This is a genomic window from Pseudomonas sp. P97.38 (assembly GCF_001269745.1).
GTDB classification, from domain to species: domain Bacteria; phylum Pseudomonadota; class Gammaproteobacteria; order Pseudomonadales; family Pseudomonadaceae; genus Aquipseudomonas; species Aquipseudomonas chlororaphis_E.
This window is the reverse complement of the sequence record NZ_LHVJ01000028.1, coordinates 33,720-49,959: the sequence shown is the minus strand read 5'-3', so window position 1 is coordinate 49,959 and position 16,240 is coordinate 33,720. Positions and strand designations below refer to the sequence as shown.

Here is a 16,240-nt window from a genome sequence, read left to right as displayed (position 1 = left end):
ACTAATTTGTCATTCGTTGCCATAGGGTTATCCGGCAGCTACACCTAATCTGCCGACTATCTCCCTGCTTCGCTTGCCCGGGTCGCATCATGAATTTCATTCTGTATGCCGTGCCGTTCTTCTTCGTCCTGATTGCCGTCGAATTGCTGGCCGATCGCTGGCGCGGGGTCAGCCACTACCGGGTCGCGGACGCGATCAACAGCCTGAGCACCGGCGTGCTGTCGACCACCACCGGCCTCCTGACCAAGGGCGTGGGCCTGGTGACCTACGCCTTTGCCTTGAAGCACCTGGCGATCTTCTCGTTGCCGGGCGACCAGGCCTGGACCTGGGTGTTCGCCTTCGTGCTCTACGACCTGTGCTACTACTGGCTGCACCGCATGGGCCATGAGCGCAACATCCTCTGGGCCGCCCACTCGGTGCATCACCAGAGCGAGGACTACAACTTGTCCACGGCGTTGCGCCAGACCAGCACCGGCTTCCTGCTGAGCTGGGTCTTCTACCTGCCGCTGGCGGTCGCCGGGGTGCCGCTGGGGGTGTTCGTCAGCGTCGCGGCATTGAATCTGCTGTACCAGTTCTGGGTCCACACCCAACACATTCCCAAGCTCGGCTGGCTGGAGTGGTGTTTCGTCACGCCGTCCAATCATCGCGCCCACCATGCACAGAACCCTCTCTACATGGATCGCAACTACGGCGGGGTGTTCATTATTTGGGACCGTCTGTTCGGCACCTTCCAGGAAGAAGACGACAACGAGCCGGTGATCTTCGGCGTCACCACGCCGCTGGCCAGCTGGAATCCGCTGTGGGCCAACCTGCAGTTCTACGCCCAGTTGTGGGCGGATGCCCGACGAGCCGGACGCTGGTGGGACAAGTTGCGGATCTGGTTCATGCCCACCGGTTGGCGGCCGGCGGACGTGGCGGCGAAGTACCCGCTGGCGAAGCCGGACCTGAGCCGTTTCGAGAAATTCGAGGTGCCGCTGGAGGGGCGCCAGCAGTGGTACGTGGTGCTGCAGTTTTGCGTCTACATTGCCTTGGGCAGTTATTTGATGAACCTGGAGACGCGCTTGCCGGTGGCCGCACTGGTGCTGGGCTGGGGCGCGGTGGCGCTGGGTCTGTTCGTGCTGGGCGCGACCCTGGAGAATCGTCCGTGGGCGCTGCGGCTGGAGTGCCTGCGGCTGGTGTCGAGCGTGGTGCTGGTGTGGCTGGCGCCGATGGCCGGGCTATGGCCAGCCAGCCCGCTGGCCTGGGTCGGCGTGTTCAGTTATGGCCTGCTCAGCGGTATCGGCCTGTATGGCTGCCGGAGCCGATTCACTCGGTTGGCGTCGTAGGTTCAGTGGGTCGGCTCTGCGCCACGCGTTCGGCTTCAAGGGTCTTCTTCGCCAGCCGCGCATTCTTGATGCGGCGACGCAGCCACAGGCAGAGTCCGAGGACCAACAAGGCGCCGAGTACCCACAACTCGTATTTCTTGATGCTGCCCAGCATGCCTTCGAGCACAGCGCCGAAGTGGTACGCGGCGGCGGCCAGCGCCGTGGCCCAGATCGCCGCGCCGATGCCGTTGAGCAGCAGGTAACGGCCCGGCGGGTAGCCCGACAGGCCGATCGCCACTGGCATCACCGTGCGCAAACCATAGACGAAGCGGAAGCTCAGGACCCAGATGTCCGGGTGCCGGCGGATGTGCTCCAGGGCGCGATCACCCATCAATTGCCAGCGCGGCTTGCGCGCCAACAGCTTGCGCCCGTGCTTGCGGCCCAGGAAATACCACAGCTGGTCACCGGCATAGCTGCCGCAGAACGCCACGACCACCACGAGATTGATGTCCATGTAGCCGCGGAACGCCAGGAAGCCTGCGAGCACGAGGATGGTTTCACCTTCGAAGAACGTGCCGATAAACAGGGCCAGGTAGCCGAAGTCATGTAGAAATTGCTGGAGCATTGTCTGGGTGCTGGCGAAATGAACGCGCAGCCTAACCCTTCAGGCACATTCAGGAAAGTATCGAAATGTGTCTCGACGTGAACATTTCCTACAACGACAATAACTGCGACGACAGGTCACAGGTGCACACAACTGTCATACGTTCGTCATAATGGCCGCTTATAACTGTCACGCTCGCCCGTCAGCGGGCTCAGGAGTCTGCCGTGAGCTTTACCCCCGCCAATCGTCTGTTCCCTGCCACCCGCCTGCGTCGCAATCGCCGTGATGAGTTCTCTCGTCGGCTGGTGCGTGAAAACGTGCTGACCACCGACGACCTGATCCTGCCGGTGTTCGTGCTGGACGGTGAGAACCGTCGCGAAGCGGTGGCGTCGATGCCCGGCGTGGAGCGGCTGACCATCGACCTGCTGCTCGAAGCGGCGGCGACGTGGGTCGAGCTGGGCATTCCGGCGCTGGCGCTGTTCCCGGTCACGCCCTCTGGCCTCAAGTCCCTGGACGCCGCCGAGGCGTGGAACCCGGACGGTATCGCCCAGCGCGCGACCCGTGCCCTGCGGGCCCGCTTCCCGGAGCTTGGGGTGATCACCGACGTGGCGCTGGACCCGTTCACCACCCACGGCCAGGATGGCATCCTCGACGAAGACGGTTATGTGCAGAACGACATCACCGTCGATGCACTGGTCAGGCAGGCGTTGTCCCATGCCGAGGCCGGTGCCCAGGTGGTCGCGCCGTCGGACATGATGGACGGGCGCATCCAGGCGATTCGCGAAGCCCTCGAAGTGGCCGGTCACGTCAACGTGCGGATCATGGCCTACTCGGCCAAGTACGCCAGCGCCTATTACGGCCCGTTCCGCGACGCGGTCGGCTCGGCCCTGAACCTGGGCAAGGCCAACAAGGCCTCCTATCAGATGGACCCGGCCAACAGCCATGAAGCCCTGCACGAAGTCGCAGCCGACTTGTCAGAAGGGGCAGACATGGTCATGGTCAAGCCCGGCATGCCCTACCTCGACATTCTTTGCCGGGTCAAAGACGAATTCAAAGTGCCGACCTTTGTTTATCAGGTCAGCGGCGAGTACGCCATGCACATGGCCGCGATCCAGAACGGCTGGTTGAGCGAAGGGGTGATCCTCGAATCGCTGACCGCTTTCAAGCGCGCAGGCGCCGATGGCATCCTGACTTATTTCGCCGTGCGCGCCGCCCAATTGCTACGAGAGCAGAAATAGCCTCCCAGGAACTTGCGATGAATACCGAAGGACTCTCTGAAGTTGCCGTAAAAGACGCTCAACCTGTGGTCGAGCAAATCGCCGAGACACCACCGCAGATGGAGCCCGCTCCGCCTGCGGCCACCGAGCCCGCCCCGGCCCCGGCGATTGCGATCCCCAACCTGGATGACAGCAGCCTGTACATCCACCGCGAGCTGTCGCAACTGCAGTTCAACATCCGCGTGCTGGAGCAGGCGCTGGACGAGTCCTATCCGTTGCTGGAGCGCTTGAAGTTCCTGCTGATCTTTTCCAGCAACCTGGATGAGTTCTTCGAGATTCGTGTCGCCGGCCTGAAGAAGCAGATCACGTTCGCCCGTGAACAGGCCGGTGCAGACGGCCTGCAGCCGCACCAGGCCCTGGCGCGCATCAGCGAGCTGGTCCACGGCCAGGTGGACCGCCAGTACGCGATCCTCAACGACATCCTGTTGCCGGAGCTGGAGAAACATCAGGTCCGCTTCATTCGCCGGCGCAACTGGAACACCAAGATCAAGACCTGGGTGCGCCGCTATTTCCGCGACGAGATCGCGCCGATCATCACCCCGATCGGCCTCGACCCGACGCACCCGTTCCCGTTGCTGGTCAACAAGAGCCTGAACTTCATTGTCGAACTGGAGGGCATCGACGCCTTCGGTCGCGATTCCGGCCTGGCGATCATTCCGGCGCCGCGCCTGCTGCCTCGTATCATCCGTGTGCCGGAAGACGTGGGCGGGACGGGCGACAACTATGTGTTCCTGTCGTCGATGATCCATGCCCACGCCGATGACCTGTTCCAGGGCATGAAGGTGAAGGGTTGCTACCAGTTCCGCCTGACCCGCAACGCCGACCTGTCGGTGGACACCGAAGACGTCGAAGACCTGGCCCGCGCCTTGCGCGGCGAGCTGTTCTCCCGTCGCTACGGTGATGCGGTGCGCCTGGAGGTGGCCGACACCTGCCCGAAACACCTGTCCGATTACCTGCTCAAGCAGTTCAACCTGCACGAGACCGAGCTGTATCAGGTCAACGGCCCGGTCAACCTGACCCGGTTGTTCAGCATCACCGGCCTGGACAGCCACCCGGAACTGCAATACCTGCCGTTCACGCCGCAGATCCCGAAACTGCTGCAAAACAGCGAGAACATCTTCAGCGTGATCAGCAAGCAGGACATCCTGTTGCTGCACCCGTTCGAGTCGTTCACGCCGGTGGTCGACCTGCTGCGCCAGGCCGCCAAGGACCCGCACGTCCTGGCGGTGCGCCAGACCCTGTACCGCAGCGGCGCCAACTCGGAAATCGTCGACGCCCTGGTGGACGCGGCGCGCAACGGCAAGGAAGTCACCGCGGTGATCGAATTGCGCGCGCGCTTCGACGAAGAGTCCAACCTGCAACTGGCCAGCCGCCTGCAAGCGGCCGGTGCGGTGGTGATCTACGGCGTGGTCGGTTTCAAGACCCACGCCAAGATGATGCTCATCCTGCGCCGCGAAGCCGGGGAGATCGTGCGTTATGCTCACCTGGGTACCGGTAACTACCACGCCGCCAACGCCCGCCTGTACACCGACTACAGCCTACTGACCTCGGACGATGCCTTGTGCGAGGACGTCGGCAAGTTGTTCAGCCAGTTGATCGGCATGGGCAAGACGCTGCGCATGAAGAAGCTGCTGCATGCGCCGTTCACCCTGAAGAAGGGCATGCTCGACATGATCACCCGGGAGACGCAGTTCGCCCTGGATGGCAAGCCGGCCCACATCATTGCCAAGTTCAACTCGCTGACCGATCCGAAGATCATCCGTGCGTTGTACAAGGCCAGCCAGTCCGGCGTGCGCATCGACCTGGTGGTGCGGGGCATGTGCTGCCTGCGGCCGGGCATCCCGGGGGTGTCCCATAACATCCATGTGCGCTCGATCATCGGGCGCTTCCTGGAACACACGCGGGTGTTCTACTTCCTCAACGGCGGCGAGGAGCAGATGTTCCTGTCCAGCGCCGACTGGATGGAGCGCAACCTCGACAAGCGGGTCGAGACCTGCTTCCCGGTGGAGGGCAAGAAGCTCATCCTGCGGGTCAAGAAGGAGCTGGAAAGCTACCTCACCGACAACACCCACAGCTGGAGCCTGCAGTCGGACGGCCGCTACATCCGCAACACGCCAACCGGCAACCAGAACCCGCGCAGCGCCCAGGCGACGTTGCTGGAGCGCTTGAGCAGCCCGGTGTTGACGGTCAGCTAGAGGTTTGCTGGAAGGGGGGGACAGGCTCAGCTTTTCGTGGCGAGGGAGCTTGCTCCCGCTGGGCTGCGCAGCAGCCCCAGATCCTTGGGAGGGCTTCGACCTCCAGCGGGAGCAAGCTCCCTCGCCACAGTTGGCTTGCGCTGCTGGATCAGTGGATGTTCAGCACAATCCCCACCCGGGTCAGCCACTCGGCTTCCTGGGCGAAGTCGGCCTGGGTCAGCTGGTTTTCTTCCAGCCAACCGTCGGGGAACATCACGTCCAACTGATCGCCGTCGGCGCGCAGGGCCACCTGGGGCATGGCCTGGGTGCCGCGAATGTGGTGGAACAGGATCGCGAAGCGCAGCAGCACGCACAGGCGAATCAGCTTGATGCCGTCATCGCCGAACTCGGCAAACTTATCCTTGGGAATGTTGCGCCGGTGCCCACGCACCAGCAGCGCGAGCATCTGCTGGTCTTCCCGGGAGAAGCCCGCCAGGTCCGAGTGTTCGATCAGGTAGGCGCCGTGCTTGTGGTAGTGATAGTGGGCGATGTCCAGGCCCACTTCATGGACCTTGGCGGCCCAGCCCAGTAGTTCGCGCCAGACGCCGTCGTTCAGGTCCCAGTCGTCAGCCACCTGGTCGAAGGCGTGCAGCGCCTTGCGTTCGACCCGTACGGCCTGTTCCTGGTCCACGTGGTAACGCTCCATCAGCGAGCCCAGGGTGCGCTCGCGGACATCCTCATGGTGATGCCGTCCCAGCAGGTCGTAGAGTACGCCCTCGCGCAGGGCGCCCTCGCAGTGGTCCATGCGTTGCAGCTCCAAGGCATCGAAAATCGCTTCGAGAATCGCCAGGCCCGCCGGGAAAATCGCCCGACGGTCGGGCTTGATGCCTTCGAAATCGATCTTGTCCGACTCGCCGAGCTTGAACACCCGGCGCTTGAGCCAGGCCAGGCCCTCGGCATTGACCTCGCCTGCGCCATGGCCGCCGGCCTTGAGGGCCAGGCCAATGGCGCGGATGGTCCCGGAGGAGCCGATGGCCTCGTCCCAGGTCAGGCGGTGCAAGGCGTGTTCGATGCTCATGATTTCCAGGCGCGCCGCCGTGTAGGCCTGGGCATAGCGGGCCGGGGTGATCTTGCCGTCGCGGAAATACCGCTGGGTGTAGCTGACGCAACCCATCTGCAGGCTCTCGCGCAGCAGCGGCTCGAAGCGTTGGCCGATGATGAATTCGGTACTGCCACCGCCGATGTCCGCCACCAGGCGCTTGCCCGGGGTGTCGGCGAGGGTGTGGGAGACGCCCAGATAGATCAGGCGGGCTTCCTCTCGACCGGAAATGACTTCCACCGGATGGCCGAGGATCTCTTCGGCGCGGCGGATGAACTCGCCCCGGTTGCGCGCTTCGCGCAGGGCGTTGGTGCCGACGATCCGCACGGCGCCCAGGGGCATGCCGTTGATCAGTTGGGCAAAGCGCTTGAGGCAATCGAGCCCGCGCTGGATGGACTCTTCGCTCAGCTTGCGCTCTTCGTCGATGCCGGCGGCCAACTGGACCTTCTCGCCGAGCCGCTCAAGAATGCGGATTTCCCCGTTCTGGGCTTTGGCGACGACCATATGGAAGCTGTTGGAGCCCAGGTCTATGGCAGCGATCAGGGACAGATTCTTGGCTTGGGATGGCGGCATGGGCAAAAAGTCTCGGTCGATAACCTTGCCATCCTGCCACGATCGACCGTCGCCGCCAACGGATGCTGCTGGGTTTCGGTCGTCGGCAGTTTTGGCGAGGGGGCAAGAAACCTACGTAGGAAAATATCTACTGTTTTATAGGGGGTAGAGGTTTCCTACGATTTACGATGATGTTTCTTGCTTATCTTTAAGGACTTTTTTCCGATACTTCTGCCCGGCAATTTCGCCGTGATGCAGTTGTAGCCTCTTTTCAAATCAGGACGAAACTCCACAGCGTGTTTACATGTGGCTGGAACAAGGAAGTTCCGGGTGTTGCAGGATTGACATCAAGTTGATGAAGCTTGAAGGAAGTGGAAATGAAAAATAGTTTTGCGTTGGCGGCAGTCGGTGCACTCGCTTTAGCCTGCACCCATGTGCAAGCGGCTGACTTGCAAGTGACGGGCAGTATCTCTCCGGGTAGTTGCTCGCTGAATATTCCTACTTTGGCTGTCGATTATGGGCGAATCAGTGCTAATGATCTGAGCCCAGTCAATTACACAAGACTAGGGAAGTTGAATACTCCGTTTAGCATTGCCTGCGATGGTCCGACACTGGTGGGGTTGAGCGCTGCCGATAATCGGGCCGCCAGCAAAGAGCACATGGCAATGACGGTGATCGATCCCTGGTTAGCCTTGCCAATCAACTGCTTTGGGTTGGGCGCCAGCGCCGATGGTGGAAAGATCGGTGCCTTCAGCCTGCATGTTCGTAACTATTCCGTGGATGGGAGCACCGATTTCGAAACCATCTCGCAAGCGGGTAATACCTGGTTCGAGGCAGATGACATTATGCGGAGTAAACCTGATCGTATTCTCACTTGGTCGGCTATTGGGGCCAGAAGCCCGCACCTTCTGACAACGGTCACGGGTGAGTTCCAGATCGAAGCGGCAATCAACAATACGACTGAGCTTGTGGTGAGCGACGATCTCCAGATCGATGGAAATGCGACGCTAGAACTGACCTACATTTGACGTCAATGCCAGTCCCGCTTCCGGGGCTGGTTCTTTACAGGGTTTGCGTTGAAGCGTATTGCCCAAAGGGAACAGGGCTGGTCTACACCTGCTCCGATGCTGAATGAACGATGATGGCCACTAACGGGTGCGGCTGAGTTTCTGGCGGGCGACGGTTATCTATAAGATATTTATGTAGGAAAGTTTCTATGGCTTTGTAGTTGATAGAAGTTTCCTACGATTCATGATGATGTTTCCTGCTTATCTTTAGGGGCTTTTTCCAGATACTTTCGCCCGGCAATTTCGCCGTGACGTTAGTTGTTGCATCGTTGAAGTGTGGATGTTGCATGACTGGCATCAAGCTGATGTGATTTTAAGGAATTGATATGAAGAATAAGTTTGGACTGGCCGCAGTCGCTGTTCTCGTTCTGGCGTGCACTCACGCCCAGGCGGCTGATTTGCAAGTGACAGGTAGCATTGTTCCGGGCAGTTGCTCTCTGAATATTCCTACGACGGCTGTCGATTATGGGCGAATCAGCGTCAAGGACTTGAGCCCGGTCAATTACACAAAGTTGAGCAAGCTGAATACGGCCTTCACCATCGTCTGTGACGGGCCGACGCTTGTCGGTTTGACCGCCAACGATAACCGGGCCGCCAGCAAAAAGCATGAAGCCATGGAGGTCATCGATCCAGGTCTTGCTTATCCACAAAATAGTTTCGGCCTGGGCGCGAACGCCGACGGCGAAAAAATTGGTGCCTTCAGCCTGCATGTTCGTAACTATTCCGTAGACGGGGACACGGACTTCAAGACGATCTTGTCCGCAGTGGGGTCGGGCGGCTGGATCAACGCTGGGAACTTTTTGCGCAGCGTACCCAGTTACATGCTCTCGTGGTCTACGAACAGTGCGACGACTCCCCACCTTTTGACAACAGTCTCCGGCGAGTTGGAAATCGAAGCGGCAATCAACAATACGACTGAACTGGTTGTGCGCGAAGACCTGCAAATAGATGGCAGTGCAACGCTGGAGTTGACTTACATCTGATGAAACGGCCAGCCCCGTTCCAGGGGCTGGCTCCTTGCAGGCACATGGGCTGCGCCGTCGATGGATGTGGACGATCAGGTCCGGCATCTGGATGTGGCCGTTTCGAGCCCGATTATTCAAACCCTATAGATCGCTCCACGGAAGTCGTTTCGTGGTGGGAGAGCGTGTGTGTTGGATTTCTCAATGAAACTTGGATCGGCCCTGCGAGCAGTGCTGTGCCTGGGCTGTTGTGCAGCGGGGCCAGCCATGGCGGCCGGCATGCAGCCGGAAACCACGGTGGTCATTTTTTATGAAGAGCATGGCCAGGCCCATATCAATCTAACCAATACGGATGCCGGCCCGACGCTGCTGCATTCGAAAGTCGAACACATCCCCGAAGACCCCGAGCTGTCGGTGATCGTGACGCAGCCGGTGGTGCGGGTCGACGCCGGGCAAACGCAGTTGATCCGCCTGGTCGGGGCGTTCACGGAGCCGCTCAAGACCCAGCGATACAAGCGTGTCACCTTCGAAGGGATTCCGCAGAAGAAGCCCGAGGGCGGTGCCACCGTCGGCATCAACATCCGACATAACCTGCCGCTGATCATTCATCCCAAGGGCTTGCCTCGGCATTCGGCACCATGGGAGCTCTTGAAATGGACCGTCGAGGGCGAAAACCTGGCGGTCCAGAACGACAGCCCCTACGTCGTGCGTTTGTCTGAGCGGGTGCAGTTGAACCCGGCCAACGCCTCTGTGGCCCTGCCGCGCACTTACGTCTTGCCGGGCGAAACCTTGACGGCCGAGCTCAAGGCGCCCGTGTCCGCCGTCACGTCGGTCACGATCCAGCCTGCGACATTGTATGGGTTTGCGATTGGCAACTTCGATGCGCCGGTCGTGAGTCGATGATGATGCTCATGCATGCCACGCCATGTCCTGGCCTGCGCAGTGGTGATGGACAATGGGGTGTCGCGGGGACGGGCAGCGCCCGCTGGTCGCATGGCCTGGCCTTGTCCGCTGTGATCTGCTGGAGCGCCAGTAGCCAGGTGCACGCCCAGGATCAAGGCTCCACCGACCGCTCATTTGCCCAGTTCGATACCTCGATTCTCTCGTCCCGAGGCATCGACCCTCGCGTTTCGGATTACTTGCGAACCACGCCACGTTTCCATGAGGGGGCACAGGTGGTCAGCCTGCGGGTCAATGGCAATCCGCTGGGCTTGACCGAGGCGCGGTTCGATCGCGAAGGCGCGTTGTGCTTCACCCGCAGCCTGCTTGAAAAGGCCGGCGTGCAAGTGCCTGCCGCGATCATTGACGGTGCAGGGGTGGGCGACCAGGCCTGCCATGATTTCCTGGCGCGGTTCCCCAACACGGTCGTCAGCCTGCTTCCCGGTCGCGAAGAGGTTGCGTTGGTGGTGCCGAGCGAGGCATTGCGAGAGCCGGGGTTTGCCGAAGGCGCCTTTTCCCAGGGCGGCCTGGCTGGCCTGCTTAATTACGATGTGCTGGGCCTGGATAGCCAATCGAGCTCGGGCGGTGGCAATCGCTATCTGTCCGCGGCCACGGAGGTTGGCGTCAACCTGGGGGACTGGATCGTGCGCAGTCGCCAGCTCTACACCTCGATCAACGGGGTGCAACGCAGCGAGCACCTGTACGCCTATGCCCAGCGCGACGTCCTGGCGTTGCAATCCACTTTCCAGGCCGGACAGCTGTCCAGCAACAGCCCGGTATTCGGAGGGGTGCAGTTTTCCGGTCTCCAGTTTTTCCCCGACGGCGTCAAGCGCGGCGAGGGTTCCGGCGGGGCCGTGGTGGAAGGGTTGGCCCTGAGCCAGTCCCGTGTGGAGGTCCGCCAGTCCGGTGCGTTGATCTATACGACACTGGTTCCGGAAGGCCCCTTCAGGCTCACTCATCTGCCGCTGCTCAACGGCACCAGCGACCTTGACGTGAGCGTGATCGAAGAAAACGGCGCAGAGCAACGTTTTGTCGTGCCGGCGGCGTCTTTTCGCGGCATGACGCCCGCTCAGTCGGGCTATTACCTTTCCCTGGGCCAGGCGCGTGGGGCGGGGAAGGGGGAAGGTGAGCAGCCGTTGCTGGCGATGGGCAGCGCAACCTGGGGCATCGGGCGCGGCGCGGCGTTGAGCAGCGGTTTGGTGGGGGCGCAGAATTATCAGGCGGTGGGCCTCGGGCTCGACACGCGCCCCATGGACAATCTCGCGCTCGGCGCGCGGGGCAACGTCTCCCGTGACAAGGCCAGCGGCAGGTCGGGCGCGCGTAGCAGTTTTTCGCTGGGCACGTCATTGGCTGACAGCCTTGACCTGTCACTCAGCGTGACCCGGCAGACGCTAGGGTATCGCGAGGTCTCGCAGCTCCACTCCGTCGGCAAGGAGGACGATCGGCAGGACTTCTACGCGTCGCGTTTCAAGGACCAGTACACGGCCGGGCTCAACTGGTTCGATCCGGCGCTGGGTGGTTTTTCGCTGGGTTACACGCAGTCATCGCAGTTCGATAACCAGACGTATGCACGCTTGTACGGCTCGTGGAACAAATCGTTCAAGCACGCGAATGTGAGTGCCTACGTTGACTCAGCAATGGGCACGTCAAGCGCCTACGACGATGGCGTGTCGGTCCGCCTGCAGGTCAGCGTGCCGCTGGGCAGGGACCGACGCGCTCGTTCGTCTCTGACCCATCAGGGCAGCCGTTCCACCCTGGGAGCTGCCTACAGTGAGCGCATAAGCGACTCTCTCAACTATGAAGTGGGGCACGAGCAAGGGCTGAACCATCCGAACTCCCAGACACGCGGCAGTTTCAACGCCTTGCCGCGCTACACCCAGGTCGGGCTCGGCGCCAGCCAGGACCGTTTCAGCACGCATTACAACGGTTATCTCAGGGGGGGCGTCGTCGCCCATGGGCAAGGGGTGACCTTTTCTCCTTACCGAATCCAGGAAACGTTCGGCGTCGTATCTGTGGAAGGCGTTCCCGGAGCCCGGATCAACACGCCGCAAGGCCCGGTATGGACCGACTCGCAGGGCCGGGCGGTGATTGCCAGCTTGCCTGCCTACAACAACAGTCGTGTCGAAGTGGACCCCCGGTCACTGCCCAGGCGCGTGGACATCCAGAATGGCACCAAGGTGCTGAGCGCCGGGCGTGGCTCGTTCAATGCCGTCGATTTCTCCGTGCTCAACGTGCGCCGGCTGCTGGTCCAGGCCCGTGACGAAAGCGGCGCGGCACTTCCACAGGGCGTCTCGGTGCTGACGACCAATGACGACTTCCTGACCAGCGTGGCCGGCGAAGGCCTGATTTTCCTCAGCGATATCAATGAGCAGCAGGCCCTGAAAGTTGCGTTGTCTGGCTCCAGGACGTGCCAGCTTCAATTCGAATTCATGGAAAACAATGATGAAGACCTCCCTTATGAGACCGCTTCGGCGGTCTGTCGCGACTTTTCGGCATCCGAGGCAATGGCTTCTAGCGAGGAGCCTGTGCTGCCTGGGTCTGCTGTTGGCGAACCCAGCGAAGGCTGAGCAATGCAGCGTGTCGCTGAGCCAGGACCGGCTCGATTATGGCCGCCTGCACCAGGGCGAGTTGCTGGTCGCGCAGCCGGATCAGGCGGCGCTGGCGCTGGGCAAGCGAACCTTGAGCCTGAATGTGGTCTGTGCCGAGCCCACCACAATGGCCTTGCGTTTCGACAGCCCTGGGGCCGGGCCCGAGGCCTTCAGCCTGGGGCTCCACGGTCATTTCACGATCAGCCTCACGCGGCCCCGGCTGGACGGGCAGGCTGTCGAGCTGTTCCAGGGGCGTGCCCGCACCCTGGAGCAGGGCAGCCGTCTATTGCCCGGACAGACACTGGTTGCCCGGCAGGGCGGAGGGCCTGTCCGGGGGCGGATGTTTTCCGCGCAGGTCGAGATCGAGACCTACTTGCCCGCCAGTGCGGCCCGGGTCCGTGATGAGACGTCGATCGATGGCCGCGGGCGCTTCGAGCTCGTGCCACAGCCCTGAACGTCAGGCAGCCGGTTCCACGGTGCCGATGAAATTCGCCAGCTCCGCTGTCTGTGGAGCGGCGAACAACACCTTGGGATCGCCCACCTCATGCACCTTGCCCTGGTGCATGAACACCAGTTTGTCGCCGACCTCCCGGGCAAAACGCATCTCGTGGGTGACCATGATCAGCGTCATGCCCTCCTGGGCCAGTTGACGCACCACGCTGAGCACTTCGTTGACCAGCTCCGGGTCCAGGGCCGAGGTGATCTCATCGCACAGCAGCACTTTCGGCGACATCGCCAGGGCGCGGGCGATCGCCACCCGTTGCTGCTGGCCGCCGGACAAGCGTTCCGGGAACGCATCGAATTTTTCGCCGAGGCCGACCCGTTCGAGCATCTGGCGCGCCAGTTCGGCCGCCTTGGCCTTGGGCACTTTCTGGACGACCTGGGGTGCGAGCATCACGTTCTCGCCGACCGTCAGGTGCGGGAACAGGTTGAATTGCTGGAACACCATGCCGACTTTCTGCCGCAGGCTGCGCAGATCGGCGCGGGCCGCATCGAGGTATTCGCCGTCCACTTCGATCACGCCATCGTTGATCGACTCCAGGCCGTTGAGCGTGCGCAGCAAGGTGGATTTGCCCGAGCCGCTGCGGCCGATGATCGCCACCACCTGGCCTTCCTCGACACTCAGGTCGATGCCCTTGAGCACGTGGTGATCGCCGTAGTACTTATGCAGGGCGGATATTCTAAGCAGAGGCATGCAGTTTCCTTTCCAGGTAGCGCGCACTGAGGGACAAGGGGTAGCAAAGCAGGAAATAACCGAGGGCGACCAGGCCATACACCATGAACGGCTCGAACGTGGCGTTGGCGAGCATTCCTCCGGTCTTGGTCAGTTCGGTGAAACCGATGATCGAGGTGACGGCCGTGCCCTTGACCACCTGCACCGAAAAGCCCACGGTCGGCGCCACGGCAATGCGCAGGGCCTGTGGCAGGATCACGTAGCGCAACTGCTCCAGGCGGTTGAGGGCCAGGCTCGAAGACGCTTCCCACTGGCCGTTGGGGATTGCCTCGACGCAGCCGCGCCAGATCTCCGCCAGGTAGGCGCTGGTGAACAGCGTCAAGGCGATCGCCGCCGCCATCCACGGCGAAATCTCCACCCCGGCCAGGGCCACGCCGAAGAACACCAGGAACAACTGCATCAACAGCGGTGTGCCTTGGAAGAGTTCGATGTAGGTGCGGGCGATGTTGCGCAGCAGCGCGTTTCCGGAAATGCGCAGCACCATGACCAACAAGCCGATCACGCCGCCCCCGATGAACGCCACCAGCGACAGCACCAGGGTCCATTGCAGGCCGGTGAGCAGGTTGCGCACCACGTCCCAGAACGTGAAGTCACTCATGGCCGGGCCCCCGCGCTGTTCCGGTACAGGCACTGGCGGCCGACCCAGTTCAGGAACTGGCGGATCAACAGCGCCATGCACAGGTACACCAGGGTCGTCAGGGCGTAGGTTTCGAAGGCGCGAAAATTGCGCGACTGAATGAAGTTGGCAGCAAAGCTCAACTCTTCGGTGGCGATCTGCGAACACACCGCCGAGCCGAGCATCACGATGATGATCTGGCTGCTCAGGGCCGGCCAGACCTTGCCCAGCGCCGGCAGCAACACCACGTGTCGGAACGCTTCGAAGCGGCTCATGGCCAGGGCCGCGGCCGCTTCCAGTTGCCCCCGCGGGATCGCCTGGATGCCGGCGCGGATGATCTCGGTGGAATAGGCGCCGAGGTTGATCACCATCGCCAGCACCGCCGCCTGCCATTCGGAAATCTGCAGGCCCAGGGACGGCAAACCGAAGAAGATAAAAAATAGCTGCACCAGGAACGGCGTGTTGCGGATCAGCTCCACGTATACGCCGAAGATCGCCGCGAACGGGCGAATGTTCCACGCCCGCACCACGGCCCCGACGATGCCCAGGCTGACCCCGAGCAACGCACCGATGGCCGTCAGTTCCAGGGTGAACAGGGCGCCGCGCACCAGCAACTCGGTGTTTTGCACCACCGGCAGAAAATCGAACTGATAAGCCATGCTCAGTCTCTCAGGCGACGATCAGAGATCGGCCGGCAGTGGCTGCTTGAGCCAGGTCTGGGCGTTTTTCTCCAGGCTGCCATCGGTCTTGGCGGTGGCGAGGATCTGGTTGACCTTGTCCAGCAACGCCGGCTCGTTCTTGTTCACGCCCACATACACCGGGGAGTCCTTGAGTTTGACTTTCAAGGCCGGGACCCGCTTGGGGTTGCGTTCGCTGATGGCGACCATCACCACGTTGCCGCTGGCGATCAGGTCCACCTGGCCGGCCAGATAGGCGGCGATGGTCGAGTTGTTGTCTTCGAAGCGTTTGATGGTGGTGCCTTCGGGCGCGACCTTGGTGAGCTCGATGTCTTCGATGGCGCCACGGGTGACGCTGATGGTCTTGCCCTTGAGGTCATCCAGGCCATTGATCGGCGCATCGGGTGGGCCGAACACCGCCAGGTAGAACGGTGCATAGGCGCTGGAGAAATCGATGACCTTCTCGCGTTCAGGGTTCTTGCCGAGGCTGGAAATCACCAGGTCGACCTTGCCGGTGGTCAGGAACGGAATACGGTTGGTGCTGTTGACCGGGGTCAGTTCCAGCTTGACCTTGAGCTGGTCGGCCAGCAGCTTGGCGGTGTCGATGTCCAGGCCACGGGGCTTCATGTCCGGGCCCACCGAACCGAATGGCGGGAAGTCCTGCGGCACGGCGACCTTGAGGGTGCCCCGCTTGACCACGTCTTCCAGGCCATCGGCGTGGGCGGGCAACTGGCAGAACATCAGGCTGGCAAACAGGGCAGTGAGCAGGGCGCTGCAACGCTGGAACATGGCGAATCTCGCAATCGACAGTAAATGTGCTCTCGGACAGAGCACAGGCCATGCCAAGCCGGCTTCGCCCCACCAAAATGGCCCTGGGTGGGAGCGAGCCCGCTTGCGAAAGCGGTCTGCCCGCAGGCTGTTGCGGCCATTTCGCGAGCAGGCTCGCTGCCACCCTGGCGTGGGGCGCGTTTCGCACCGTTATTGGGCATCGCCACCCGGTGCTGGGGGATTTCGGCGCAGCGGCGTGGCTCGAGTTATACCCAATTGCGTCTTTGCCCATAGCGAGACTCAATCAACTGCGGCTTCCTGAACCCGGGAAGGGCCGCTATGATGGGCCACGTTTTTTTGCTGACAACCCCGGAGATTT

The 16,240-nt window shown here is 61.9% G+C and carries 14 protein-coding genes; 8 read left to right on the top strand and 6 right to left on the bottom strand.

Translation table 11 applies throughout. The features are described 5' to 3' along the window. Window positions 1-89 precede the first annotated feature (89 nt). Window positions 90-1,325 carry a sterol desaturase family protein gene (locus AD664_RS23140; protein WP_053150164.1) on the top strand — a complete coding sequence of 412 codons (1,236 nt, stop codon included), beginning with the start codon at window positions 90-92 and terminating at the stop codon, window positions 1,323-1,325. Here the strand turns inward: AD664_RS23140 and AD664_RS23135 are convergent. Further along, a complete protein-coding gene (locus tag AD664_RS23135) occupies window positions 1,306-1,929 on the bottom strand; it encodes a DedA family protein (RefSeq protein WP_053150161.1) in 624 nt (207 codons plus the stop codon). The two genes, AD664_RS23140 and AD664_RS23135, sit on opposite strands and share 20 nt — an antisense overlap. Window positions 1,930-2,132: 203 nt before the next feature. Here AD664_RS23135 and hemB point away from each other — a divergent pair, with 203 nt between their 5' ends. After that, window positions 2,133-3,146: a porphobilinogen synthase gene (hemB, locus tag AD664_RS23130; RefSeq protein WP_047735797.1), complete on the top strand. Its 1,014-nt coding sequence runs from the start codon at window positions 2,133-2,135 to the stop codon at window positions 3,144-3,146. 17 nt (window positions 3,147-3,163) lie between these two features. Further along, complete coding sequence (ppk1, locus tag AD664_RS23125) at window positions 3,164-5,380, top strand: polyphosphate kinase 1 (protein WP_042731155.1); 2,217 nt, start codon at window positions 3,164-3,166, stop codon at window positions 5,378-5,380. 148 nt (window positions 5,381-5,528) lie between these two features. Here ppk1 and ppx read toward each other — a convergent pair whose 3' ends face one another. Then, the gene (ppx, locus tag AD664_RS23120) at window positions 5,529-7,031 is read right to left on the bottom strand and encodes an exopolyphosphatase (protein WP_042730916.1); all 1,503 of its coding nucleotides are present in this window, start codon (window positions 7,029-7,031) and stop codon (window positions 5,529-5,531) included. 356 nt (window positions 7,032-7,387) lie between these two features. Here ppx and AD664_RS23115 point away from each other — a divergent pair, with 356 nt between their 5' ends. The 5 genes from AD664_RS23115 to AD664_RS23095 all read left to right on the top strand — a co-directional run bounded on the left by AD664_RS23115 (window position 7,388) and on the right by AD664_RS23095 (window position 13,020). Further along, complete coding sequence (locus AD664_RS23115; RefSeq protein ID WP_053150158.1) at window positions 7,388-8,038, top strand: DUF1120 domain-containing protein; 651 nt, start codon at window positions 7,388-7,390, stop codon at window positions 8,036-8,038. Between the two features lie 365 nt (window positions 8,039-8,403). Further along, entirely contained in the window at window positions 8,404-9,060 is a 657-nt protein-coding gene (locus tag AD664_RS23110; RefSeq protein ID WP_053150155.1) for a DUF1120 domain-containing protein, read from the top strand. A 183-nt stretch (window positions 9,061-9,243) separates the two neighbouring features. Beyond that, on the top strand, window positions 9,244-9,942 hold the full coding sequence (locus AD664_RS23105) for a fimbria/pilus chaperone family protein (RefSeq protein WP_083454242.1): 699 nt from the start codon (window positions 9,244-9,246) through the stop codon (window positions 9,940-9,942). After that, entirely contained in the window at window positions 9,942-12,545 is a 2,604-nt protein-coding gene (locus AD664_RS23100) for a fimbria/pilus outer membrane usher protein (protein WP_256207135.1), read from the top strand. Before AD664_RS23105 ends, AD664_RS23100 begins: the two co-directional genes overlap by 1 nt. Then, window positions 12,523-13,020, top strand: coding sequence for a hypothetical protein (locus AD664_RS23095; RefSeq protein ID WP_053150149.1), 498 nt, complete (start codon window positions 12,523-12,525; stop codon window positions 13,018-13,020). The genes AD664_RS23100 and AD664_RS23095 overlap by 23 nt, the downstream gene beginning before the upstream one ends. Before the next feature lie 3 nt (window positions 13,021-13,023). Here the strand turns inward: AD664_RS23095 and AD664_RS23090 are convergent, their stop codons facing one another. From AD664_RS23090 to AD664_RS23075, 4 genes are read right to left on the bottom strand one after another with little or no spacing between them, the layout of a single operon-like run. Further along, window positions 13,024-13,761, bottom strand: coding sequence for an amino acid ABC transporter ATP-binding protein (locus AD664_RS23090; RefSeq protein WP_042730920.1), 738 nt, complete (start codon window positions 13,759-13,761; stop codon window positions 13,024-13,026). Continuing rightward, a complete protein-coding gene (locus AD664_RS23085) occupies window positions 13,748-14,398 on the bottom strand; it encodes an amino acid ABC transporter permease (RefSeq protein ID WP_053150146.1) in 651 nt (216 codons plus the stop codon). The genes AD664_RS23090 and AD664_RS23085 overlap by 14 nt, the downstream gene beginning before the upstream one ends. Next, window positions 14,395-15,075 carry an amino acid ABC transporter permease gene (locus tag AD664_RS23080; RefSeq protein WP_053150144.1) on the bottom strand — a complete coding sequence of 227 codons (681 nt, stop codon included), beginning with the start codon at window positions 15,073-15,075 and terminating at the stop codon, window positions 14,395-14,397. Before AD664_RS23080 ends, AD664_RS23085 begins: the two co-directional genes overlap by 4 nt. A 21-nt stretch (window positions 15,076-15,096) precedes the next feature. Continuing rightward, window positions 15,097-15,882 carry a transporter substrate-binding domain-containing protein gene (locus AD664_RS23075; RefSeq protein WP_053150141.1) on the bottom strand — a complete coding sequence of 262 codons (786 nt, stop codon included), beginning with the start codon at window positions 15,880-15,882 and terminating at the stop codon, window positions 15,097-15,099. Between the last annotated feature and the right edge of the window lie 358 nt (window positions 15,883-16,240).